This window comes from Streptomyces sp. NPDC031111, assembly GCF_055570675.1.
In genome coordinates this window covers 43,368-63,645 of sequence record NZ_JBVIGS010000024.1, presented here as the reverse complement: position 1 = coordinate 63,645, position 20,278 = coordinate 43,368, and the positions used below count along the sequence as shown (strand labels likewise).

Annotated in this window: 23 protein-coding genes and 1 tRNA gene; 8 read left to right on the top strand and 16 right to left on the bottom strand. The window is 72.7% G+C overall.

Annotated features, from left to right (window positions below; all coding sequences use genetic code 11):
* Window positions 1–6: 6 nt before the first annotated feature.
* The gene (locus ACZ470_RS35035) at window positions 7–477 is read right to left on the bottom strand and encodes a PPOX class F420-dependent oxidoreductase (RefSeq protein WP_351999606.1); all 471 of its coding nucleotides are present in this window, start codon (window positions 475–477) and stop codon (window positions 7–9) included.
* A 203-nt stretch (window positions 478–680) separates the two neighbouring features.
* Between ACZ470_RS35035 and ACZ470_RS35030 the strand changes: the two genes are divergently transcribed.
* Entirely contained in the window at window positions 681–1,406 is a 726-nt protein-coding gene (locus ACZ470_RS35030; RefSeq protein WP_468433886.1) for a GAF and ANTAR domain-containing protein, read from the top strand.
* 7 nt (window positions 1,407–1,413) lie between these two features.
* Here the strand turns inward: ACZ470_RS35030 and ACZ470_RS35025 are convergent, their stop codons facing one another.
* From ACZ470_RS35025 to ACZ470_RS35015, 3 genes are all read right to left on the bottom strand, one after another.
* Window positions 1,414–2,235 carry a YceI family protein gene (locus ACZ470_RS35025; RefSeq protein ID WP_468433884.1) on the bottom strand — a complete coding sequence of 274 codons (822 nt, stop codon included), beginning with the start codon at window positions 2,233–2,235 and terminating at the stop codon, window positions 1,414–1,416.
* A gap of 127 nt (window positions 2,236–2,362) precedes the next feature.
* Window positions 2,363–4,831 (bottom strand): MFS transporter, encoded by a 2,469-nt coding sequence (locus tag ACZ470_RS35020; protein WP_468433882.1) that lies wholly within the window; start codon window positions 4,829–4,831, stop codon window positions 2,363–2,365.
* An 85-nt stretch (window positions 4,832–4,916) separates the two neighbouring features.
* Window positions 4,917–5,408 carry a MarR family winged helix-turn-helix transcriptional regulator gene (locus tag ACZ470_RS35015; RefSeq protein WP_468433880.1) on the bottom strand — a complete coding sequence of 164 codons (492 nt, stop codon included), beginning with the start codon at window positions 5,406–5,408 and terminating at the stop codon, window positions 4,917–4,919.
* A 219-nt stretch (window positions 5,409–5,627) separates the two neighbouring features.
* Between ACZ470_RS35015 and ACZ470_RS35010 the strand changes: the two genes are divergently transcribed.
* Window positions 5,628–5,822, top strand: coding sequence for a hypothetical protein (locus ACZ470_RS35010; RefSeq protein ID WP_093764193.1), 195 nt, complete (start codon window positions 5,628–5,630; stop codon window positions 5,820–5,822).
* A gap of 130 nt (window positions 5,823–5,952) precedes the next feature.
* Here ACZ470_RS35010 and ACZ470_RS35005 read toward each other — a convergent pair whose 3' ends face one another.
* The 8 genes from ACZ470_RS35005 to ACZ470_RS34970 all read right to left on the bottom strand — a co-directional run bounded on the left by ACZ470_RS35005 (window position 5,953) and on the right by ACZ470_RS34970 (window position 10,420).
* Complete coding sequence (locus ACZ470_RS35005; protein WP_468433878.1) at window positions 5,953–6,855, bottom strand: RNA polymerase sigma factor SigF; 903 nt, start codon at window positions 6,853–6,855, stop codon at window positions 5,953–5,955.
* Between the two features lie 248 nt (window positions 6,856–7,103).
* The gene (locus ACZ470_RS35000) at window positions 7,104–7,991 is read right to left on the bottom strand and encodes an RNA polymerase sigma factor SigF (protein WP_468433944.1); all 888 of its coding nucleotides are present in this window, start codon (window positions 7,989–7,991) and stop codon (window positions 7,104–7,106) included.
* Between the two features lie 176 nt (window positions 7,992–8,167).
* Entirely contained in the window at window positions 8,168–8,461 is a 294-nt protein-coding gene (locus tag ACZ470_RS34995) for a Dabb family protein (protein ID WP_468433877.1), read from the bottom strand.
* The gene (locus ACZ470_RS34990; RefSeq protein WP_468433875.1) at window positions 8,461–8,637 is read right to left on the bottom strand and encodes a hypothetical protein; all 177 of its coding nucleotides are present in this window, start codon (window positions 8,635–8,637) and stop codon (window positions 8,461–8,463) included. Before ACZ470_RS34990 ends, ACZ470_RS34995 begins: the two co-directional genes overlap by 1 nt.
* 92 nt (window positions 8,638–8,729) lie before the next feature.
* A tRNA-Ser gene (locus tag ACZ470_RS34985) sits at window positions 8,730–8,814 on the bottom strand.
* A gap of 45 nt (window positions 8,815–8,859) precedes the next feature.
* Window positions 8,860–9,288: a tRNA adenosine(34) deaminase TadA gene (gene tadA, locus ACZ470_RS34980; protein ID WP_468433943.1), complete on the bottom strand. Its 429-nt coding sequence runs from the start codon at window positions 9,286–9,288 to the stop codon at window positions 8,860–8,862.
* Between the two features lie 65 nt (window positions 9,289–9,353).
* Window positions 9,354–9,893: a tRNA adenosine deaminase-associated protein gene (locus ACZ470_RS34975; RefSeq protein ID WP_468433941.1), complete on the bottom strand. Its 540-nt coding sequence runs from the start codon at window positions 9,891–9,893 to the stop codon at window positions 9,354–9,356.
* Window positions 9,894–10,216: 323 nt separating this feature from the next.
* The gene (locus ACZ470_RS34970; protein ID WP_468433873.1) at window positions 10,217–10,420 is read right to left on the bottom strand and encodes a hypothetical protein; all 204 of its coding nucleotides are present in this window, start codon (window positions 10,418–10,420) and stop codon (window positions 10,217–10,219) included.
* A gap of 137 nt (window positions 10,421–10,557) precedes the next feature.
* On the opposite strand from ACZ470_RS34970, the gene upp reads away from it, so the two are divergent.
* Window positions 10,558–11,193, top strand: coding sequence for a uracil phosphoribosyltransferase (gene upp, locus ACZ470_RS34965; protein WP_468433871.1), 636 nt, complete (start codon window positions 10,558–10,560; stop codon window positions 11,191–11,193).
* 33 nt (window positions 11,194–11,226) lie between these two features.
* Here the strand turns inward: upp and ACZ470_RS34960 are convergent, their stop codons facing one another.
* The 4 genes from ACZ470_RS34960 to ACZ470_RS34945 all read right to left on the bottom strand — a co-directional run bounded on the left by ACZ470_RS34960 (window position 11,227) and on the right by ACZ470_RS34945 (window position 14,309).
* Window positions 11,227–11,838 carry a LytR C-terminal domain-containing protein gene (locus tag ACZ470_RS34960; protein ID WP_468433940.1) on the bottom strand — a complete coding sequence of 204 codons (612 nt, stop codon included), beginning with the start codon at window positions 11,836–11,838 and terminating at the stop codon, window positions 11,227–11,229.
* Between the two features lie 124 nt (window positions 11,839–11,962).
* On the bottom strand, window positions 11,963–12,259 hold the full coding sequence (locus ACZ470_RS34955; protein WP_004943146.1) for a type II toxin-antitoxin system VapB family antitoxin: 297 nt from the start codon (window positions 12,257–12,259) through the stop codon (window positions 11,963–11,965).
* Between the two features lie 697 nt (window positions 12,260–12,956).
* Window positions 12,957–13,562, bottom strand: coding sequence for an HhH-GPD-type base excision DNA repair protein (locus ACZ470_RS34950; protein ID WP_468433869.1), 606 nt, complete (start codon window positions 13,560–13,562; stop codon window positions 12,957–12,959).
* 24 nt (window positions 13,563–13,586) lie between these two features.
* On the bottom strand, window positions 13,587–14,309 hold the full coding sequence (locus ACZ470_RS34945) for a siderophore-interacting protein (RefSeq protein WP_468433867.1): 723 nt from the start codon (window positions 14,307–14,309) through the stop codon (window positions 13,587–13,589).
* A gap of 76 nt (window positions 14,310–14,385) precedes the next feature.
* Between ACZ470_RS34945 and ACZ470_RS34940 the strand changes: the two genes are divergently transcribed.
* The 5 genes from ACZ470_RS34940 (at window position 14,386) to ACZ470_RS34920 (ending at window position 20,217) form a co-directional block, all read left to right on the top strand.
* Window positions 14,386–16,473, top strand: a complete 2,088-nt coding sequence (locus ACZ470_RS34940) for a penicillin acylase family protein (protein ID WP_468433865.1) — start codon at window positions 14,386–14,388, stop codon at window positions 16,471–16,473.
* Entirely contained in the window at window positions 16,466–17,074 is a 609-nt protein-coding gene (locus ACZ470_RS34935) for a GNAT family N-acetyltransferase (RefSeq protein WP_468433863.1), read from the top strand. The genes ACZ470_RS34940 and ACZ470_RS34935 overlap by 8 nt, the downstream gene beginning before the upstream one ends.
* Window positions 17,071–17,550 carry a cupin domain-containing protein gene (locus ACZ470_RS34930; RefSeq protein ID WP_468433861.1) on the top strand — a complete coding sequence of 160 codons (480 nt, stop codon included), beginning with the start codon at window positions 17,071–17,073 and terminating at the stop codon, window positions 17,548–17,550. Before ACZ470_RS34935 ends, ACZ470_RS34930 begins: the two co-directional genes overlap by 4 nt.
* Window positions 17,547–18,317: an SDR family NAD(P)-dependent oxidoreductase gene (locus ACZ470_RS34925; RefSeq protein ID WP_468433859.1), complete on the top strand. Its 771-nt coding sequence runs from the start codon at window positions 17,547–17,549 to the stop codon at window positions 18,315–18,317. The genes ACZ470_RS34930 and ACZ470_RS34925 overlap by 4 nt, the downstream gene beginning before the upstream one ends.
* Before the next feature lie 136 nt (window positions 18,318–18,453).
* Window positions 18,454–20,217 carry a copper resistance CopC/CopD family protein gene (locus ACZ470_RS34920; RefSeq protein ID WP_468433938.1) on the top strand — a complete coding sequence of 588 codons (1,764 nt, stop codon included), beginning with the start codon at window positions 18,454–18,456 and terminating at the stop codon, window positions 20,215–20,217.
* Window positions 20,218–20,278: the final 61 nt, after the last annotated feature.

The following is a 20,278-nucleotide window of genomic DNA, read 5'->3' as shown; positions in this document are numbered from 1 at the left end:
CCGGAGCTACTCCCCCTCGACCAGCCGTGCCGGGAATCCGCCGGTCGCCACCGGGCCCCAGCGTTCCGGGGTGATCCGGATGATCGACTTGCCCTGCTTGACCATGGCCGCGCGGTACTCGTCCCAGTCCGGGTGCTCCCCGGCGATGTTCCGGTAGTACTCCACCAGCGGTTCCACGGACTCGGGGGAGTCCACGACCTCGGCGGTGCCGTCGATCTGCACCCAGGGCCCGTTCCACTCGTCGCTGAGGACGATCAGGCTCACCCGGGCGTCCCGCTTGGCGTTGCGGGTCTTGGCCCGCTCGGGGTAGGTGGAGACCACGATCCGGCCCGAGTCGTCGACCCCGCAGGTCAGCGGCGACCCCTGGGGGCCGCCGTCGGCCCGCCGGGTCAGCAGGATCGCCCGGTGCCGGGGCCGTACGAAGTCCAGCAGCTCGTCGAGGGAGACACGGGTGTTGGTCGCGATGTTGGGTGCCATGGCGTCAGCCTAGGCGGACGGTGCTTCCGGGACGCCGTCGTACACACGGGTCCGCCGCGGCAGCCGGTCTCCGAGGGGGAGCACCCCGAATACCGCAGGTCGGGCGTCACCTCGTCACCACAGGACGGATACAATTCCGGGCGTCCTGTGCTCGCAGTCGGGAATGTGCTGCGGAGCTCTCCTGCGCACGGTCGGTGCCGTGCATGCCGAAGAGGTTCGTGGTGGCTGCGTCCCGGTTTTCTGATGTGACCCGTTTCCCGCCCGGGTCGGACCTGGCGGAAGCGCTGACGGCGGCGGCACGGCGACTCCACGAGACCTCCACCCCGGACAGCACCCTGGACACCGCGGTCCGTCTCGCGGTGGCCCTCGTCCCCGGCGCCGACCACGCGGGCATCTCCGTCGTCGAGCGGGACAACCGGCGCTCCCCGCTCGCCTGGACCGACGAGGTCGTGCGCACCGTCGAGGAGGACGGCGGGACCGGGGACGGCCACCCGCCGTACTGGCACCGCCTGTGGACCGCACCGGTGGCCGAGGTCGCGGACAGCGCGAGCGACGAGGGCGAGGGCGCGCTGTTCGAACGGGGACTGCGGTCCGTGCTGTCGATGCGGCTGCGGGCCGACCGCCGCCGGCTGACGGTGCTCACCACCTACGCCCGCAAGCCGCGCGCCTTCGACGAGGCCGCGCTGCGGATCGGGCGGCTGTTCACCACGCACGTCGGCATCGCCCTGGACTCCGCCACCGTGCGCGAGCAGCTCACCGAGGCCATGCGCACCCGGGACCTGATCGGCCAGGCCACCGGCATCCTCATGGAACGCATGGACATCGACGCGACGGGCGCCTTCGACAGCCTGGTACGGGCCTCGCAGCGGGAGAACGTGAAGCTGCGCGACCTCGCCCGCCGGATAGTCGACGCGCACGGCACCCCCTGACGGGGCCTCACACGGCCGGCAGCGACTCCCCCTGGACGGCCTGGACGTCCAGCTCCACCCGGAGGGTCGTGCCGATGGCGGCGATGCCGGCCTGGACGACCTGGTTGTAGTTCATCGCGAAGTCCTCGCGCCGCAGTTCGGCCGTGGCGCGGAAGGCCGCCCGGGTGCCGCCCCAGGGGTCCGCGCCCGTGCCGAGGTAGGCCAGGTCCAGGTCGACGGGGCGGACGACCCCGCGCATGGCCAGCTCGCCGTGGACCGTCCAGCGGTCGGAGCCCGCCGCGGTCAGTCCCGTGGACCGGTAGGTGATCTCCGGGTACCGCTCGACGTCCAGGAAGTCCGGTGACCGCAGATGGGTGTCGCGCATGCCGTTGCCGGTGTCGATGGACGCCGCCCGGATCACCGCCTCCACCCGGGACTTGGTGACGTCGTCCGGCGCGACCTCCACCGTGGCCGCGAACTCGGTGAACCGGCCCCGCACGCTGGAGATGCCCAGGTGCTGGGCGACGGCGGCCACGCTCGAGTGCGCCGGGTCGACGGTCCACGGCCCCGGCGGCGGCAGCTCGGTACCGCCCTGCCGGGCCAGCGTCACCGTCCCGACCTCGGCCCGCCCGCTCGCCGTGACGATCGCACTGGCGGCTGCGGGCGCGTACCCGACCGCGGTGACGATCACCGTGTACGCCCCCGGCGCCAGCCCGGTGGCGTCCCGGACGGCGCCCTCGGCGTCCGCCTCGGCGCGCAGCACCTGCGTACCGGTCCCGTCGGTCAGCGTGACGACCGCGTGCGACACGGCCCATCCGTCCCGGGTGCGGATCCTCGCGGTCAGTGGCATCCCGTTTTCTCCCTGCGAACACGTGTGAACAAGTCGAACACGTACAAAATGGTCATGAAGCGACCGGCCCGTGGCGGGGCGCGTCTCCGCTACAGGACGCGCGGGCCCGCCACGGGCCGGGGTGTGGCTACTCGCCCGGGTGGGCGAGCTCGATGTCGTGGCCGTCGACGCCGCTGCCGGTGACCGTCAGCGCGGTGGCCACCGGCGGGTAGCCCGTGGCGATGACGCTGTACTCGCCGCCGTCCAGATCGGCGAAGGCGTACGCGCCGTCCGCACCGGTCGTCGCCGTGCCGACCACGTTGCCCGCCGCGTCGACCAGGGTGACCCGGGCGTCGGCCAGCGGCCCGTGCGGGGCGCGGACCACGCCCCGCACCTGGGCGCCCGTCTCCAGGTCGACCTCGACCCGGGTGACCCCGGTGCCGCCGACCTCGACGGGCAGGGCGCGCGGCCGGTACCCGGCGGCGTTCACCGCGACGGTCACCGCGCCCGGCACCAGCTCGGCGAACGAGAACTCGCCCTGCTCGCCGGTGGTCCCGGTGGCCAGCAGATCCCCGCGCACATCGGTGACGATCACCATCGCGTCCTTCACCGGCAGCCCGCCGCCGGCCGTGCGGACCAGTCCGGTCAGCCCGCTGGTGCCGCTGAGCAGGATGTCGTAGGCGACCGGTTCACCGTTCACGACGACCGTGGACGCCTGCGGCTGGTGGCCGTCGGCGGCGGCGATCAGGACGTACGACCCGGTGCCGGGCGCGTCCACCGCGTACGAACCGTCGGCCTGCGCCACCGACCGGCCCAGCTGACGCCCGCCCAGCGAGATCAGCGTGACGGCCGCCCGCGGCACGGGCGCGCTGTCGGCGCCCCGCACGAAACCACGCACCGGGATGCCGCCGGAGACCGGTGCCTCCGGCTCGCCGGGGCCGGTGGCCGTGGCGACGGCGGCGAGCCGCTGCGTGGCCGAGGTGGCCGAGGGAGCCGCCGACACGGCCGCCATCGCCCCGGCCGGAACCGGTGCGTCGGCGACGCGGGTGGCCTCGGCGGGGGCCGGTGCCGCCGGCGGGGCGGTCTCGGCGGACGCCTCCGCCGCCTGGGCCAGCGCGCCCGAGGTCCGCAGCGGGACCTCCTTGATGAACAGCGTCACCAGGAAGGCGAGGAGGGCGATCGGCGCGACGTACAGGAAGATGTCGGCGATGCCGTGCCCGTAGGCGCTCTCCAGCCAGGTGCGGATGCCCGGGGGCAGCAGGTCCATGTCGGGGATCGCGCCGCTGCCGGCGGCCTCGGCGGCCGCCGCCTGCTCCTTCGGGCCGAGCGTGCCGATGGTGTCCGAGGCGTAGTGGCTGATCCGGGTCGTCATGACCGAGCCGAGCACGGAGACGCCCACTGCGCCGCCGAGGGACCGGAAGAAGGTCACCACGGAGGAGGCCGCGCCCAGGTCGCCGGGGGCCACCTGGTTCTGCGTGCAGAGCACGAGGTTCTGCATCATCATGCCGACGCCGAGACCCATCAGCGCCATGAAGACGCCGATGTGCCAGTACGGGGTGTCGTAGCGCATGGTGCCGAGCAGGCCCAGGCCCGCCGTCAGCAGGACGCCGCCGGCCAGCAGCCACCCCTTCCACCTGCCGGTCTTGGTGATGATCATGCCGGAGACCGTGGACGACACGAACAGGCCGCCGATCATCGGGATGGTCATGACGCCCGACATGGTCGGCGACTTGTCCCGGGCCAGCTGGAAGTACTGGCTGAAGTAGACGGTGCCCGCGAACATCGCGATACCGACGAACAGCGAGGCCAGCGAGGCCAGGGTGATGGTGCGGTTGCGGAACAGCCGCAGCGGGATGATCGGCTCGGCCGCCTTCGACTCGACGAAGACGAAGATCAGCGTCAGCAGGAGGGCGCCACCGACCATGGCACCGGTCTGCCAGGACAGCCAGGCGTACCTGTCGTCGGCGAAGGTGACCCAGACGAGCAGCAGGCAGACGGCCGCGGTGACGAAGAAGGCACCGGCCCAGTCGACCTTGACCTGACGCCGGGTGACCGGCAGGTGCAGGGTCTTCTGGAGCACGATCAGCGCGATGACGGCGAAGGGCACACCGACGTAGAGGCACCAGCGCCAGCCGAGCCAGCTGGTGTCGGTGATGACACCGCCGAGCAGCGGGCCGCCGACGGTCGCGACGGCGAAGGTGGCGCCGAGGTAGCCGGAGTACCGTCCGCGCTCACGCGGGGAGATCATCGCGGCCATGATGATCTGGGCCAGGGCGGCCAGACCGCCGGCGCCCAGGCCCTGGATGGCACGCGCGCCGATGAGCATCGCCGGGTTCTGCGCCAGACCGGCCACGACGGAGCCGAGGACGAAGACGCAGAGGGCTATCTGGACCAGGACCTTCTTGCTGAACAGGTCGGCGAGCTTGCCCCACAGGGGGGTGGAGGCGGTCATCGTCAGCAGCGAGGCGGTGACGACCCAGGTGTAGGCGCTCTGGCCGCCGCCGAGGTCGCCGACGATCTCGGGCAGGGCGTTGGTGACGATGGTCGACGACAGGATGGCGGCGAACATGCCGAGCAGCAGCCCGGACAGCGCCTCCATGATCTGCCGATGCGTCATCGGAGCGTCTGCGGAGGAGCCTCCCCCGTGCTTGGCATGAGCCCGCACACCGGCTGGTGTGGTCGTTGCCATGGACTTCCTTCTCTTATGTGCTTGCGGGTGTACGGGTGGTCCGTTCGGGAGCGGGAGACGCCGGGCGGGGCACCGCGCGGCAGTCGCCGAAGCTGTCCCTGAGCCGGGCCATCAGCTGGGCGAGCCGGTCGACCTCCTCGTCGGACCAGTCGTCCAGGCGCTCGGCGAGGAGCTGGGTGGTCCGCCGGAACAGCTCGTCGAGCTGTTCCTGGCCGGCGGGCGTGAGGCGCAGGATGCGGGACCGCTTGTCGGCGGGGTCGGGGGAGCGCTCGATCCACTCGCGTTCGGCGAGGTGGGCGACGTGGCGGCTGGTGACCGACATGTCCACCGACAGCAGCTCGGCGAGCTTGCTCATGCGCATGTCGCCGTGGCGGCCGAGCAGCGTCAGCACGGCGGCGGAGCCGCTGTGGCAGTCGGCCGGCATGATCCGGTTCATCTCCCGCTTGACGGCGCCGAAGGCGCTGAACTGTCGCACCAGTTCCTCGTAGTGCGCCCGCTCGGCCATGACACCTCCCATTTCATTGCTTAGAGCAACCATAAATCGATGGTTGCCGCAGGCAAACAAAAACGGGTCCGGACGGCCCAAAAACTTGGCAAAGGCAAGTAATCGCGAAAGTAAACCCGCAGGACGCGGCCGGGACGCCCTCCGACAGCCCGCCGGACGCCCTCCCCCGCGCCGCCCCCGCTTGGGCGCCCCACCGGGCATTCGCTAGGGTCTCGGGGCATGGCTAACACCCAGGGCCCGCAGGGCAACCACGACCCCGCCGGCAGCACCCAGATGTTCCGCGCGTTCGTCGACGAGGCACCCCAGGGCCGGCAGGCCGCGGCGACCGGAGGCGGCCCGCGGATCGGCCTGATCGTCGGCATCGTCGTCGCCGTGGCGGTCGTCGCGGCGGTGGCCTGGCTCGCGCTGAAGTAGCCCCCGGAACAGGGCGGCAGCAGCCCCGGGAACACGGCGGCCGCCGTCGCGCCTTTGTCAGGCGCCCGGCGGCCACGGTCCCGATGTCACGCGCGGTGCGTCTTTTCGACGCTCCGCGCCCGGTCGTGTCTCAGTCCGAGATGAGGCCCTCGCGCAGCTGGGCGAGGGTCCGTGTGAGCAGGCGCGAGACGTGCATCTGGGAGATGCCGACCTCCTCGCCGATCTGCGACTGGGTCATGTTGGCGAAGAAGCGCAGCATGATGATCCGTCGCTCCCTGGGCGGCAGCTTGGCGAGCAGCGGCTTGAGCGACTCGCGGTACTCCACGCCCTCCAGCGCCGTGTCCTCGTAGCCGAGGCGGTCCGCGAGAGAGCCCTCGCCGCCGTCGTCCTCGGGGGCGGGGGAGTCCAGCGAGGACGCCGTGTACGCGTTGCCGACCGCGAGGCCGTCGACGACGTCCTCCTCCGACACGCCCAGTACGGCGGCGAGTTCGGTGACCGTCGGGGAGCGGTCCAGCTTCTGGGAGAGCTCGTCGCTGGCCTTCGTCAGCGCCAGACGCAGCTCCTGGAGCCGGCGCGGCACCCGCACCGACCACGACGTGTCGCGGAAGAACCGCTTGATCTCGCCGACCACCGTCGGCATCGCGAACGTCGGGAACTCCACGCCCCGTTCGCAGTCGAAGCGGTCGATCGCCTTGATCAGGCCGATGGTGCCGACCTGGACGATGTCCTCCATCGGCTCGTTGCGCGAGCGGAAACGGGCCGCCGCGTACCGCACCAGCGGGAGGTTGAGCTCGATCAGGGTGTCCCGGACGTAGGCGCGCTCCGGGCTGTCCTCGTCGAGCACGGCGAGCCGCAGGAACAGGGAGCGGGACAGGGTGCGGGTGTCGAGGGCCGCCGTGTCCGGGAGTTCCGGAGCCGGCGCGGCCGCGAGGGCCGGCCCTTCGTCGATGGGGCCGAGTGCGTCGAGAGCATGGGGAGCTGTCTCGCTCTCCGCGAGCGTGAGCACCTTCGAGCTGCCCTGTTCTGCGGACATGCCACCCCCTTTGGGTCGCGGGACGGTCGCGGCGAACGCTCCCCGTTCTGAGGAACGCAGCCATCACCTGGAATACCGGCGCCGAGGCCCCGGCAAACGCGCTTCCCGCAGAATGTCACATGTCGGCAACGCGCTGTAGTGACATGTCGACATCTGAGATGCGAATCAGCCCTGGAAACAAGCGGTCTGACGGCCTTTCGGCTCAGAAATGCGCAGAACGGCACTTCTGAGCGATTCGCTCGATCCGGTTACGCGTCGATCCTGTTTGCGGACCGCAGCCGCTGGAAGCTACGCGCCAGTAGCCGGGACACGTGCATCTGCGAGACGCCGAGTTCCGCACTGATCTGCGACTGGGTGAGATTGCTGTAGTAACGCAGCAGCAGGATGCGCTGCTCCCGCTCGGGCAGCTGGACGAGCAGATGCCGGACCAGGTCGCGGTGTTCGACGCCGTCCAGGGCGGGGTCCTCGTAGCCCAGCCGGTCCAGCAGTCCGGGCATCCCGTCGCCCTCCTGTGCGGCCTCCAGCGAGGTGGCGTGGTACGACCGTCCCGCCTCGATGCAGGACAGCACCTCCTCCTCGCTGATGCGCAGCCGCTCGGCGATCTCGGCGGTCGACGGGGAGCGTCCGAAGGCGGTCGTCAGGTCCTCCGTCGCGCTGTTGACCTGCACCCACAGCTCGTGCAGCCGGCGCGGTACGTGGACGGTGCGGACGTTGTCCCGGAAGTACCGCTTGATCTCGCCGACCACCGTGGGCATCGCGAACGTCGGGAACTGCACGCCCCGCTCCGGGTCGAAGCGGTCGATGGCGTTGATCAGCCCGATGGTACCGACCTGGACGACGTCCTCCATCGGCTCGTTGCGGGAGCGGAACCGGGCGGCGGCGTAGCGCACGAGCGGGAGGTTCGCCTCGATGAGCGCGGCGCGTACGCGGGCGTGCTCCGGCGTACCCGGCTCCAGATCCTTGAGCTGACCGAAGAGGACCTGCGTCAGCGCCCGGGTGTCGGCCCCGCGCCGCTTGGCCGGGCTCGCCGGCCCGGTGTCGGCCGGGGCGGGCAGGGGCGGGGCGGGGGCCGGGGCCTGGACCGCGTCGGGGGACACCTCGTCCTGGGGCGGCGCAGTACTGGCCGACACGGTCAACGCCACCTCTTCATCGCTCACACGGTCCGTCAACTCATCCTTCAAAAGCGGTCATAGCATCACAAGACTGACTCTCTGTGCGCAAGCACCGCATATTCCGTGTTGAGTCTCAAATAAGGGCATACGGCACGAAAAACCCCCCGCTGTCACGGCGGGGGGTTACGAGGGACGGAGCGTCAGAACTCGTAGTCGGCGATCACCCACGTGGCGAACTCGCGCCACAGTCCGACGCCCGCCTGGTGCTCCGGGTGCTCCACGTACCGGCGCAGCGCCTCGGCGTCCTCGAACGCGGAGTTGATGGCGAAGTCGTAGGCGATGGGGCGGTCGCTGATGTTCCAGGCGCACTCCCAGAAGCGGATCTCCGGGATCCTGCCGTCCAGCGCGCGGAAGGCCTCCTCGCCCGCGACGACCCGCGGGTCGTCGCGCTCGACGCCCTCGTTCAGCCGGAAGAGCACCAGGTGGCGGATCATCACTTTCCTCCGTTGGCGATCCAGGTCATGAAGTCGCCGATGGCCTTGGCGGCCTCCGATATGCCCTCGAACCCTATCTGGACGTAGTCGGCCGCGGTCTCCGGGTCCGTGATGATCAGATACAGCACGAAGACCACGAGGACGTAGACGGCGACCTTCTTCGCGTTCACCGCCATCGCGGCCCTCCCCTGTCACTGGTGTCACACGAGCATCGAGCGGGCCCATGATCGCACGAAGGGCCCCGTCTGACGACGAGGCCCTTCCCAAGCGGTAGCGGAGGGATTTGAACCCTCGGTGACTTGCGCCACACTCGCTTTCGAGGCGAGCTCCTTCGGCCGCTCGGACACGCTACCGAGGGAGACCTTACAGCACGGTGGGGCGTGGTTTGAAATCGGTATTCAGCGATTCCGGAAGAACTCCGTGAGCAGCCGCGCGCACTCCTCGGCGAGCACTCCCTCGATCACTTCGGGCCGGTAGTTGAGCCGCCGGTCGCGGACCAGATCCCAGAGGGAGCCGACCGCGCCCGCCTTCTCGTCCCGGGCGCCGTAGACGACCCGGTCCACCCGAGACTGCTGGACGGCGCCCGCGCACATCGTGCACGGCTCCAGCGTCACCACCAGGGTGCAGCCGGCCAGCCGCCACTCCCCGAGCTCCGCGGCGGCCCGCCGGAGGGCGAGCACCTCCGCGTGTGCCGTCGGGTCGCCGACGGCCTCCCGCTCGTTGTGGGCGGCGGCCAGCACGGTGCCGTCCGGGGCGAGCACGACCGCGCCGACGGGAACGTCCCCGCCCCGGACGGCCAGTTCGGCCTGGTCCAGGGCGTGGCGCATCGCCGCCCGCCAGGGGTCGCGTACCGGGTCCGGCGGCACTCCGGGTGGGGTGGGGGCCGACACGGTCAGCGGACGGTCTCCAGGACCTCCGAGGCGCCCAGTACCTCGGCGATCTCGGTGACGGCGTCCTCGGTCAGCGAACGCAACTCCTTCTCGCTGACGCCCAGGTCCTCCAGGATCTGCGCGTCACCGACCGGTCCGCGCGGCACGGCGTCGGCGGAACCGGCGGCCGGGGGGCCGTCGTCGGCGTCCTCGTCGTCCGGTTCACCGTCCTCCGTGCCGTCGAGGTCGAGGGCGTCCAGGTCGGTGCCGTCGTCCCCGGGCTCACGGCCGAGCAGCTCGTCGGTGAGCAGGATCTCGCCGTAGCTGCTGCGGGCGGCGGCGGCCGCGTCGGACACGTAGACCCGAGGATCCTCCTCGCCGTCCACGCGGACGACTCCGAACCAGCCCTCCTCCTGCTCGATCAGCACGAGCACCGTGTCCTCGTCGGGAGAGGCCTCCCGGGCCAGGTCGGCCAGATCCGACAGGGTTTCCACATCGTCGAGCTCCGTGTCGCTCGCTTCCCACCCGTCTTCGGTGCGCGCGAGCAGTGCGGCGAAGTACACCGTGACTCTCCCACTGGTCATAGGCGTGCCGGTTGGGGGTCCCCCCGGCGGAGGTGTTGCGGGCGGGGAGACGGTGCTCCGAGCCCCACCCACTCGGAATCGTGGCAGAAACAAGGCCGTCAGGGGACGTCTTCGGCTCCCTGTGTCCGGCAGTTTTGATCGCAGTCCGCCGAGTGCGCCCGCAATGGACTCACCAGCGCACTCCTTGTCGCCACGTGCGGATCGTACGCGGAGCAACCCGCCCTCCTCGCACGGCCACTTCGGCAAACGTGTCCGCGTGGCGCGATCTTCCCGCGGCCGGGCGGGTTTTTCCCCGGTGCCGCCTACCAGCGGAAGGTGCGCATGCGCATGGCGTGGCGCAGCCGGGCCGCCTTGGCGCGGCGCGGCTGGACCCGGTCGCGCAGCGCCCGGGCCTCGGCGAGTTCGCGCAGGAACCGGGCGCGGCGCCGGCGCCGGTCGGCCTCCGCCTCCGCCGGATCGGTCACTCCGCGCGGCGACGGATCGTCTCGCTCTTCCTGCTCAGGCATCGGTTCACCACCCCAGTCCGTCCCTCCCACTTTCCCCCGGACGAGCGGTTTGACGCCAGCGAACGAGTGACGGGCGCGCGAGGGGCTTGCCGTGCGCGGGGACGCCGGGGGGACCGGGCCCGGTTAATGTTGACGACATGCGTCTCCATGTCGTCGACCACCCCCTGGTCGCTCACAAGCTCACCACGCTGCGCGACCAGCGCACCGACTCCGCGACCTTCCGCCGTCTCGCCGACGAGCTGGTCACCCTGCTCGCCTACGAGGCCACGCGCGACGTGCGCACGGAGCAGGTCGACATCCAGACGCCGGTGGAGCGCACCACGGGGGTGAAGCTCTCCCACCCGCGCCCGCTGGTGGTGCCGATCCTGCGGGCCGGCCTCGGCATGCTGGACGGCATGGTCCGGCTGCTGCCGACCGCCGAGGTGGGCTTCCTCGGCATGATCCGCAACGAGGAGACGCTTCAGGCCTCCACGTACGCCACCCGGATGCCGGAGGACCTCTCCGGGCGTCAGGTTTACGTCCTGGACCCGATGCTCGCCACCGGCGGCACGCTGGTCGCGGCGATCCAGGAGCTGATCAAGCGCGGCGCGGACGACGTGACCGCCGTGGTGCTGCTGGCCGCCCCCGAGGGCGTCGAGGTCATGGAGCGCGAGCTGGCCGGCACGCCGGTGACGGTCGTGACGGCGTCGGTCGACGAGCGGCTCAACGAGCACGGCTACATCGTGCCGGGCCTCGGCGACGCGGGCGACCGCATGTACGGGGCGGCCGAGTAGGCCCAGGGGTGTCCCCCCGGGGCCCCGCGTTTCTCAGCAGTTCTTGTCCGAGGCGGTCGTCGGCTTGGGCTCGGCCAGAGTGGTCAGGGCCCGGTCGGCGGCCGCCTTCGGCGTCAGGGCCCGGAAGCCGTCGCCGATGATCAGGTCGACCTCGTCGCCCTTGCGGGCCGGGTCGGTGCGGCGTTCGGCGTCGGCGAGCTGGGTGCCGAGCACCGGCAGCGAGGTGTCGAGCGCCGTGGAGGGCCCGAGGAGTACGCCGGTGCCCTTGACCTTCTTGTCGTACTCCTTGGTCGCGTTGGTGACCTCGCCGATCCTGAAGCCGCGCTTCTTCAGCTCGTCGGCGGTCTTCTGCGCGAGTCCGCCGCGGGTCGTGGCGTTGAGGACGTTGACGGTGATCGTCCCGGGCTCGGGGAGTGCCTTCGGGGCGGCCGTGCGGCTCGCCTTGGCCGCGCAGGCCGCCTTGGTGCCGGCCGCCGACGCGGAGTCGCCGCCGCCGGTGAACACGTCGATGAGCTGGAGCGTGCCCCAGCCGCCCACGCCGAGCACGGCGACGGACGCGACGGTCAGGCCGACGAGCCTGCCGCGCCGCCGGGGCCGGCGCATCCGCGGGTACTTGTCACCCGTGATCCGGTACTGGCCGCCCATGCCGGGTGGAGTGAGCATGCTCATGAGCGCAGCGTAGTGCGCTCCGGCGGCAATGCCTACTAGATGATCATTCGACTGGGTGCAGTCCAACCCGAAAGGGCCACACCGGGCCTCGGGGAGGGTGTCAGTCCAGTTCGAGGACGCGGGCGTGCAGCACCTGGCGCTGCTGGAGCGCGGCCCGTACCGCGCGGTGCAGCCCGTCCTCCAGATACAGATCGCCCTGCCACTTCACGACGTGCGCGAAGAGGTCGCCGTAGAAGGTCGAGTCCTCGGCGAGGAGGGTCTCGAGGTCGAGCTGCTGCTTGGTCGTCACGAGCTGATCGAGGCGGACCGGGCGCGGCGCGACGTCCGCCCACTGCCGGGTGCTTTCCCGGCCGTGGTCGGGGTACGGCCGGCCGTTTCCGATGCGCTTGAAGATCACACGGAAAGCCTACCGGTCAACGCGTTCCGGGCGCAGCCATGGCGACGCAGTGCGACGCCGGAAAAGGCACCCGAATACGGGATGAAAGGGGAGCGCGGGTGTGATACGAGCCATCGCGAACCCGCGCCGACCGGGGCTTCCGCCCCCCTCCCCGGGCTTGGCTCGCCGCCGGGTGAGGCCGTGGCCGGCCGCGGGTGCGTCGTGGCCGGTCGCGCAGTTCCCCGCGCCCCTAAGGGCGCTCCAGTCGCGGGCGGTCGTGTCGTCGGGTGGGGTGGTGGTCGGGTGCGGGTGCGTCGTGGCCGGTCGCGCAGTTCCCCGCGCCCCTGGGGGTGCTCCAGTCGCGGGCGGTCGTGTCGCTGGGGGTGGGGGCGTGGTCGGGTGCGGGTGCGTCGTGGCTGGTCGCGCGGTTCCCCGCGCCCCTGGGGGTGCTCCAGTCGCGGGGCGGTCGTGTCGCTGGGGGTGGGGGCGTGGTCGGGTGCGGGTGGGTCGTGGCTGGTCGCGCAGTTCCTCGCGCCCCTGGGGGTGCTCCAGTCGCGGGTGGTCGTGTCGCTGGGGCGGTACGGGTGGGCGCGGCGGCACCCGGCCAACGCGGTGAGTGAGGGGGCGCGGGCCCGCTGTCCGGACTCACGGTGTTCGTCGCCGGGTGCGGGCGGCTGGCGCCGCGGGTGGATCCGGTCGGGGGCCGGGCCGTCGCCGACTACCGCTTCCCGGAACTCTTCGCGGCCTTGGCCGCTTTTGCCGCCGCCTTCATTTCCTGCTTGTGCGCCCGCACCTTGGCCAGTGACTCCGGGCCGGTGATGTCGGCGACGGAGCGGAAGGACTTCTCCTCGCCGTACGCGCCCGCGGCCTCCCGCCAGCCCGTGGGCCGCACGCCGAGCTGCTTGCCCAGCAGGGCCAGGAAGATCTGGGCCTTCTGCTTGCCGAAGCCGGGCAGCTCCTCCAGCCGCTTCAGGAGCTCCCGGCCGTCGGCGACGCCCCGCCACACGGCCTCCGCGTCACCGTCGTACCGCTCGACGAGGTACCGGCACAGCTGCTGGATGCGGCCCGCCATCGAGCCGGGATAGCGGTGCACGGCAGGCTTGTCGGAGAGCAGCGCGGCGAACGCGTCGGGGTCGTACGCGGCGATCTCGTGCGCGTCCAGATCGTCCGCGCCGAGCCGCTCGGCGATCGTCGCCGGGCCCTTGAACGCCCACTCCATCGGGATCTGCTGGTCCAGCAGCATCCCGGTCAGCGCGGCGAGCGGGCTGCGGCCCAGCAGCGCGTCGGCGTCGGGGTCCTGGGCGAGGTGAAGAGTGACGTCCATGCCCCGATGATCGCGCGTCGCGGCTCAGCTCGCGCGCCAGTACCCCAGCGCGTGCACCCGCTGCTTCGGCACCCCCAGCTCCTTGCGCACGAAGGCCGACAGCGCCCGGGTGGTCGCGGTGTCGCAGGCGATCCACACATACGGGTCGGGGGTGGACCGCAGGAGGTCGGGCAGTTCGGACCGCACCTGTTCGACCAGCGCGGCCCCGGCCGACTGCCGGGCCACCTCGCGCACCTCGTGCCGGTCCGGGTCGGCCCCGCAGGGAAGTCCGTCCAGCGCGCCCTCGAACCAGAGCGTCGCCGGAGCGGACCCCAGCGCGCCGAGCAGGGAGTTGATGGCCGGCAGCGAGGCCGGGTCGCCGACCGCGAAGAGGTGGGAGGGGCCCGGGTCCGGCTCCTCGAAGCCCGTGCCCTGCACGGTCGCCTCGATGGTGTCGCCGGGCTTCGCCGCCCTGGCCCAGTCGCTGGCGCACCCCTCGTGCAGCGCGAACTCCAGGCTGAAGGTGCCGGCCACCGGGTCGGGGTCGACCAGCGTGTACGCCCGCTGGTGCGGCTTGCCCGCGTTGTCGAACCACAGCCGCACCCACATGGTGGGATGGTCACCGGTGGCCGCCAGCATCCCGCCGTCGGTGAAGCGCACCCGCCGGTAGTCGGCGGTCACGTCCTCGGTGCCCGTCACGGTGAACCTGAAGTCCTTCGCGCGCAGCAGTTTGAGGACCGCGCCCTCCCAACCCCGCCCCTGCCCCATAGCGCCTTCACCCTTCACGTACGATTCCGTCACGGCTTACTTAGGGGAGCCTAACCTAATGGGAAATGAGGGCACAGTGGGCGGCGAGATCTTCCGGGACCCCTGGGGCATCCCGCACCTGCGCGCGGACGACGCGAACGGACTCGCGTACGCCCAGGGACGGGTCACCGCCGCCGACCGGGCCTGGCAGCTGGAGGTCGAACGGCACCGCGCCCAGGGCACCTCGGCCTCCTTCCTCGGCCCCGAGGCACTCCCCTGGGACCGGTTCGTCCGGCGCGCCCGCCTGGCCGACACGGCCCGCCGCTGCTGGGACGAGCTGGAGCGCACGGACCCCGGGACGGCGGAGTGGGTACGGGCGTACGTGGCCGGCGTGAACGAGGGGCTGCGCGCCGCCGACGCCCCCGAGTTCGCCCGTACGGGTCAGGCCCCCGGCCGCTGGGAGCCCTGGACCCCGCTCGCGGTCTGGCTCTCCGTCCACATCCTTTTCGCCGGCTTCCCCGCCAAGCTCTGGCGCGAGCACATCACCACCCGCCTCGGTGCCGACGCCGTCGGCCTGTTCGCCGCCGACGGCCCCGGCACCTCGGGCAGCAACGGCTGGCTGGTCTCCGGGGAACGCACGGTCACCGGGCACGCGGTCATCGCCGGGGACCCGCACCGCTTCATCGAGGACCCCGGCGTCTACCAGCAGATCCGCCTGTCCTGCCCCGAGTTCGACGTCGTCGGCCTCGCCGTCCCCGGCGTCCCCGGCATCGCCCACTTCGGGCACACCGGCACGGTCGCCTGGGCCATCACCAACGCCATGGCCGACTACCAGGACCTCTACCGGGAGCGGCTGCGGCGCACCGGCGCCGGGGTGGAGGCGCTCGGCCCGGACGGGACGTGGCGGCGGGCCGCCCGGCACACCGAGACCGTCGAGGTGGCGGGCGAGGAGCCGGTCGAGGTCGAGGTGATCGAGACCGACCGGGGCCCGGTCGTCATCGGCGGCCCCGAGGGACTCGACGACGGCGTGCCCGAGCCCGGCGAGCCCCCGGTCGCCGTCGCCCTGCGCCACCCGCCCCGCGTCACCGGCGACCTCGGCTTCGGCGCCCTGCTGCCACTGCTGCGGGCCCGCCGGGTGGCCGACGTGGACCGGGCCGTCGACCTGTGGGCCGAGCCGGTCAACGTCGTCATGGCCGCGGACACCGAGGGCGGCACCCTGCACCGGGTGGCCGGCCGGGTCCCGGTCCGCTCCGAGGCGAACGGCACCCGCCTGGTGCCGGCGTGGGAGCCCGGGTACGAGTGGAAGGGCTGGCACGAGCCACCGCGCGCCGGACTCACCGAGGGCGTCGCCGTGATGGCGAACCAGCGGGGGCTGGCGACCCCGCTGGGCGTGGAGTTCGCCCCGCCGCACCGCGCCGACCGCATCACGGAACTGCTGTCCCGGCAGACCCGCTGGTCCGCCGCCGACATGTCCGCCATCCACATGGACACCCACCTGGCCTCGGCCACCCCCCTGCTCACCCACCTGGCCGACCTCGACACCCTCACCGCTCCCGCCGCCGCCCTGCGCGACCGTCTGCTGCGGTGGGACCGCCGCATGGACGCGGACAGCGCCGACGCGGCGCTCTTCGCGGCGGTGCGGAGCGCGCTCGTGCGGCGCCTCGCGGCACACCCCGTGTTTGCCGCGACGGCCACGCCACCCCCGTACCCGGAGGTGTTCCGCCCCTGGCTCGCGCTCGTCCCGCGCATCGGTCACGCCCTCGAACACCTCCTGTCCGCCGACGAGCTGTACGGCATCGACCGCCCGGCGGCGGTCCGCGAGGCCCTGGAGGAGGTGGCCGCCCGGCCGCCCGCCGGAACCTGGGGCGACACCCACCGCCTGGCCCCCTGGCGGGCACTGCCGCCCACGACGCCGTACGACGAGCCCCGTCTGTCCGGCGACCACGACTGCGTGCTGTGCACCTCGCCCGTGCCCGGCCTCACCGACCTCGCGGCGCGCGGCCCGGCCGCCCGGTACGTCTGGGACCTGGCCCGCCGCGAGGACAGCCGCTGGGTGGTGCCGCTGGGCGCGTCCGGTGTCCCCGGCTCACCCCACCACCGCGACCAGCAGCCCCTGTGGCTCGCCGGAGACCTGGCCCCGGTCGTCACCGACTGGGCACAGCTGAAGAAGGAGACCGATGTCTGACCCGTACGCCTCCCGTCCGGCCGTCCACGAGCAGGTGGTCGACGGTTTCGGCGCCGTACGCGTCCTGCCGCTGGACCCGGCCGCCGACGCGCCCCTCCTCCACCGCTGGGTGAGCGAGGAGCGCGCCGTCTTCTGGGGCATGAACGGCCTCACCGTCCAGCAGGTCGCCGGGATCTACGCCCACATGGACACCCTCGACACCCACCACGCGTACCTCGTCCTCAAGGACGGCGAACCGGCCGCGCTGCTCCAGACGTATGAACCGGAGGCGGACCGGGTCGGCGAGTGCTACCCCGTCGAACCCGGCGACATCGGCATCCACCTGCTGATGGCCCCCGCCGGGAGCGCGGGTTCACGTTCGGGCTGGACCAACGGGCTGGTGGCCGCGATGGCCACGTACGTCCTGCTGGGCCTGGACCGCAGGCGCATCGTCGTCGACCCGGACGTGGCCAACGAGAAGGCCGTCGCCCGCTTCGTCCGGCAGGGTTTCACCGCCGGTCCCGAGGTCGTGCTGCCGGAGGTCGACCTGCCGGACGTGTACCTGCCGGAGAAGAAGGCCCGACTCGCCTTCCTCACCCGGGAGGTAGCCTTCGGAAGGTGACGCCCGACGAGCTCGTCGCCCACTACGGACTGGAGCCGATCCCCCGCGAGGGCGGCCGGTTCCGGCAGACCTGGGCCGGTCCCGCACGTCCCGACGGCCGCCCCGAGGGCACCGCCATCGTCGCCCTCCTCACCGACGCCCCCGGCGACTTCTCCGCCCTGCACCGCCTCCCCGCCGACGAGATCTGGCACTTCTACCTCGGCGACCCGCTCCAGCTGCTCCTCCTCGCCCCCGACGGCACTGCCCGCACCCCCGTGCTCGGCCCGGACGTCCTCGGCGGTCAGCACATCCAGCTCACCGTCCCCGCCGGCACCTGGATGGGGGCGCGGGTGGCGGCCGGCGGCACCTGGACGTTCTTCGGCTGCACGATGGCACCCGGCTTCACCTACGAGGGCTACGAGCACGGCGACCCGGCGGACCTGACGGCGCGCTACCCGGACCAGGCGGCGCGGATCGCGGAACTCTGCCGCCCATGAGCGAGCGGGGTCTGCTGCACGGCCAGGTCGCCCTGGTCACGGGCGCGGGCGGCGGCATCGGCCGGGGCATCGCCCGGCGGTTCGCCGAGGAGGGCGCGGCCGTCGCGCTGCACTGCCGTACGGCGGTGGCGCCCGCGCGGGAGACCGCCGACCGCATCCGGGAGGCGGGCGGCGCGGCCGTCGTCCTGCGGGCCGACCTCACCGACGAGGACGCCTGCCACCGGGTCGTGGCCGAGGCGGCCGACTGGGGCGGCGGCCGGCTGACCGCGCTCGTCAACAACGCCGGGATCCAGCCGGTCCGGGACCTCGCCGGGATGACGGCGGCCGAGTGGCGGGAGGTCGTGGACACCAACCTCACCAGCGTCTTCGCCTGCACCCAGGCGGCCGCGGAGCTGATGCGGGACCGCGGCGGCGGCTCCGTCACCCACATCGCCTCGGTCGAGGCCCACAGCCCGGCCCCGGCCCACGCCCACTACTCCGCGTCCAAGGCGGCGGTGGTGATGCACGCCCGCTCGGCGGCCCAGGAGTACGGCCCGTGGGGCGTGCGCGTCAACACCGTCTCCCCCGGCCTGATCGAACGGGAGGGCCTCGCCGATGCCTGGCCCGAGGGCGTACGCCGGTGGCGGGAGGCGTCCGCGGTGGGCCGGCTCGGCCGCCCGGAGGACATCGGCGACGCCTGTGTGTTCCTGGCCTCCCGGCTGGCGTCCTGGGTGACGGGCCACGACCTGGTGGTCGACGGAGGGGTGTCGGCCCGGCCCACCTGGTGAGCCGATGAGCACCGGGGGCCTGTCGTCCGTACGTAACCCGTAGCCGGATTGCGGAGGCGGGTACGACGTGGGGCGACGGCGGAGCGGGGCGGCGGGCGGCGGCGGACGGGACGGAACCCGGCGGCTCCGAGGGCTGGTGCTGCTGGGCGCCGTGCTGGTCCTGCTCCTCCTCGGCGCGGCCCCGGCGAGCGCCCACGCCGCCCTGCGCGGCACCGACCCCGAGGACGGAAGCGTCGTCAAGTCCGCGCCCCGGCACCTCACCCTGACCTTCACGGAGTCCGTCGGCCTGCTCGAGGACTCCTTCCGCGTCTACGGCCCCGACAACCGCCGGGTCCCTCTGGGTGAGCCGCGGCACGCGGGCGGCGCCTCCGACACCGCCCGCACCGAGCTGCCCGGGGGCCTCACCGACGGCACCTACACGGTGGCGTGGCGGGTGGTCTCCGCCGACAGCCACCCCGTCTCCGGCGCCTTCACCTTCTCCGTCGGCAGGCCCTCGCCCACCGCACCGGCGGCACCCGCGACGCCGGCCGAGCACCCCGTCACGGGGAGCCTCTACGACACCGGCCGCCATCTCGCGTACATCGCCGCCGCGCTGCTCATCGGCACGGCGGCGTTCGCGGCGCTGTGCCGGCCACCGGACACGGCCCCGCTGCGGCTGCCGCTGCTCACCGGCTGGTGGACCCTGGTGGCGGCGACGTCCTGCCTCCTGGTCCTGCGCGCCCCGTACGAGAACGGCACCGCACCAGCGACCGCGTTCGACCTCTCGGCCCTCTCCGGCACGCTCACCGGCCGTCCGGGCATCGCCCTGCTGACCCGGCTGGCCCTGCTCCTGCTGACGGCGGCGGTACTGGTCCCGCTCCTCCGGCACCGCGCCGGCCCCCGGACGCGCCTCGCGGCCGGCGCGGGCCTCTCCGTCGCCCTGGCCCTGACCTGGGCGGCGGCCGAACACGCCTCCGCCGGGATCCAGGTGCCCCTGGCCATGACGTCGTCCGTGCTGCATCTGCTGGCGATGGCGTGCTGGCTCGGCGGGCTGACGGCCCTCCTCCTCACCCTCCACCGCGCGAAGACCCCGCCGCCCGTCGCCACGGTCACCCGCTTCTCCCGCCTGGCGTTCCTGTGCGTGATCGTCCTCGTCGTCACCGGCGTCTACCAGTCGTGGCGCGGCCTCGGCTCCTGGTCCGCCCTCACGGAGTCGTCGTACGGCCGGACCCTGACCGTCAAACTCGCCGCGACGGTCTTCCTGCTGGCGGCGGCGGCACTGTCCCGCCGCTGGACGGCCCTCCTGGCGCGGCCGGCGAAGGCACCGGCGGCGGTCGAGGAGCGCGTACCCGAACCGGTGGGCGCGCCGGGCCCTCCTCCGCCGCCGGCACCGGAGGACCCGGCGACGGACGACGGCCCGGACGACCGCCACCGCCGCGCCCTGCGCCGCTCCGTGCTGGTGGAGGCCGCCGTCGCGGTGCTCGTCCTGCTGGTCACCACGGTGCTCACCGGCACCCTCCCCGCCCGCGCGGAGGCGGAGGCGGCCAGGGCGCCCGAACCCCAGGTGGCCGGCCTCCCCGGCGCGACGGCGGTCACCGTCCCCTACGACGTCGGCACCCCCGGCGGCCGCGGCACGGTGCAGATCACCCTGGACCCGGGCCGGGTCGGCGAGAACGGCCTCCAGGCCGTGGTGTTCGGCGCCGGCGGTGCCCTGACCTTCGTACCGGAGCTGCGGATCTCCTTCACCCTCGCCGCCGAGGACATCGGCCCCATCGACGCCGAGGTGACCGACCGGGGCGGCTACTGGGCCACCAACGACCTCAACCTCCCCCTCGAAGGAACCTGGACGATGAAGCTGACGATCCGGGTCTCCGAAGTGGACCAGGTGAGCGAGACCCGTCAGGTGCTGGTCGCCCGCTGATTCCGCCGGCAATTCCAAGATCGAAAAATCGAAGTAATCAAGATCGAAAAATATGCTTCGT

Excerpts from the sequence above, each read along its gene's own strand:
- ACZ470_RS35035 (WP_351999606.1), bottom strand. The coding sequence starts at position 477 with ATGGCACCCAACATCGCGACCAACACCCGTGTCTCCCTCGACGAGCTG.
- ACZ470_RS35030 (WP_468433886.1), top strand. The coding sequence starts at position 681 with ATGCCGAAGAGGTTCGTGGTGGCTGCGTCCCGGTTTTCTGATGTGACC.
- ACZ470_RS35025 (WP_468433884.1), bottom strand. The coding sequence starts at position 2,235 with ATGCCACTGACCGCGAGGATCCGCACCCGGGACGGATGGGCCGTGTCG.
- ACZ470_RS35020 (WP_468433882.1), bottom strand. The coding sequence starts at position 4,831 with ATGACGCATCGGCAGATCATGGAGGCGCTGTCCGGGCTGCTGCTCGGC.
- ACZ470_RS35015 (WP_468433880.1), bottom strand. The coding sequence starts at position 5,408 with ATGGCCGAGCGGGCGCACTACGAGGAACTGGTGCGACAGTTCAGCGCC.
- ACZ470_RS35010 (WP_093764193.1), top strand. The coding sequence starts at position 5,628 with ATGGCTAACACCCAGGGCCCGCAGGGCAACCACGACCCCGCCGGCAGC.
- ACZ470_RS35005 (WP_468433878.1), bottom strand. The coding sequence starts at position 6,855 with ATGTCCGCAGAACAGGGCAGCTCGAAGGTGCTCACGCTCGCGGAGAGC.
- ACZ470_RS34995 (WP_468433877.1), bottom strand. The coding sequence starts at position 8,461 with ATGATCCGCCACCTGGTGCTCTTCCGGCTGAACGAGGGCGTCGAGCGC.
- ACZ470_RS34990 (WP_468433875.1), bottom strand. The coding sequence starts at position 8,637 with ATGGCGGTGAACGCGAAGAAGGTCGCCGTCTACGTCCTCGTGGTCTTC.
- tadA (WP_468433943.1), bottom strand. The coding sequence starts at position 9,288 with ATGCGCCACGCCCTGGACCAGGCCGAACTGGCCGTCCGGGGCGGGGAC.
- ACZ470_RS34970 (WP_468433873.1), bottom strand. The coding sequence starts at position 10,420 with ATGCCTGAGCAGGAAGAGCGAGACGATCCGTCGCCGCGCGGAGTGACC.
- upp (WP_468433871.1), top strand. The coding sequence starts at position 10,558 with ATGCGTCTCCATGTCGTCGACCACCCCCTGGTCGCTCACAAGCTCACC.
- ACZ470_RS34960 (WP_468433940.1), bottom strand. The coding sequence starts at position 11,838 with ATGGGCGGCCAGTACCGGATCACGGGTGACAAGTACCCGCGGATGCGC.
- ACZ470_RS34950 (WP_468433869.1), bottom strand. The coding sequence starts at position 13,562 with ATGGACGTCACTCTTCACCTCGCCCAGGACCCCGACGCCGACGCGCTG.
- ACZ470_RS34945 (WP_468433867.1), bottom strand. The coding sequence starts at position 14,309 with ATGGGGCAGGGGCGGGGTTGGGAGGGCGCGGTCCTCAAACTGCTGCGC.
- ACZ470_RS34935 (WP_468433863.1), top strand. The coding sequence starts at position 16,466 with ATGTCTGACCCGTACGCCTCCCGTCCGGCCGTCCACGAGCAGGTGGTC.
- ACZ470_RS34925 (WP_468433859.1), top strand. The coding sequence starts at position 17,547 with ATGAGCGAGCGGGGTCTGCTGCACGGCCAGGTCGCCCTGGTCACGGGC.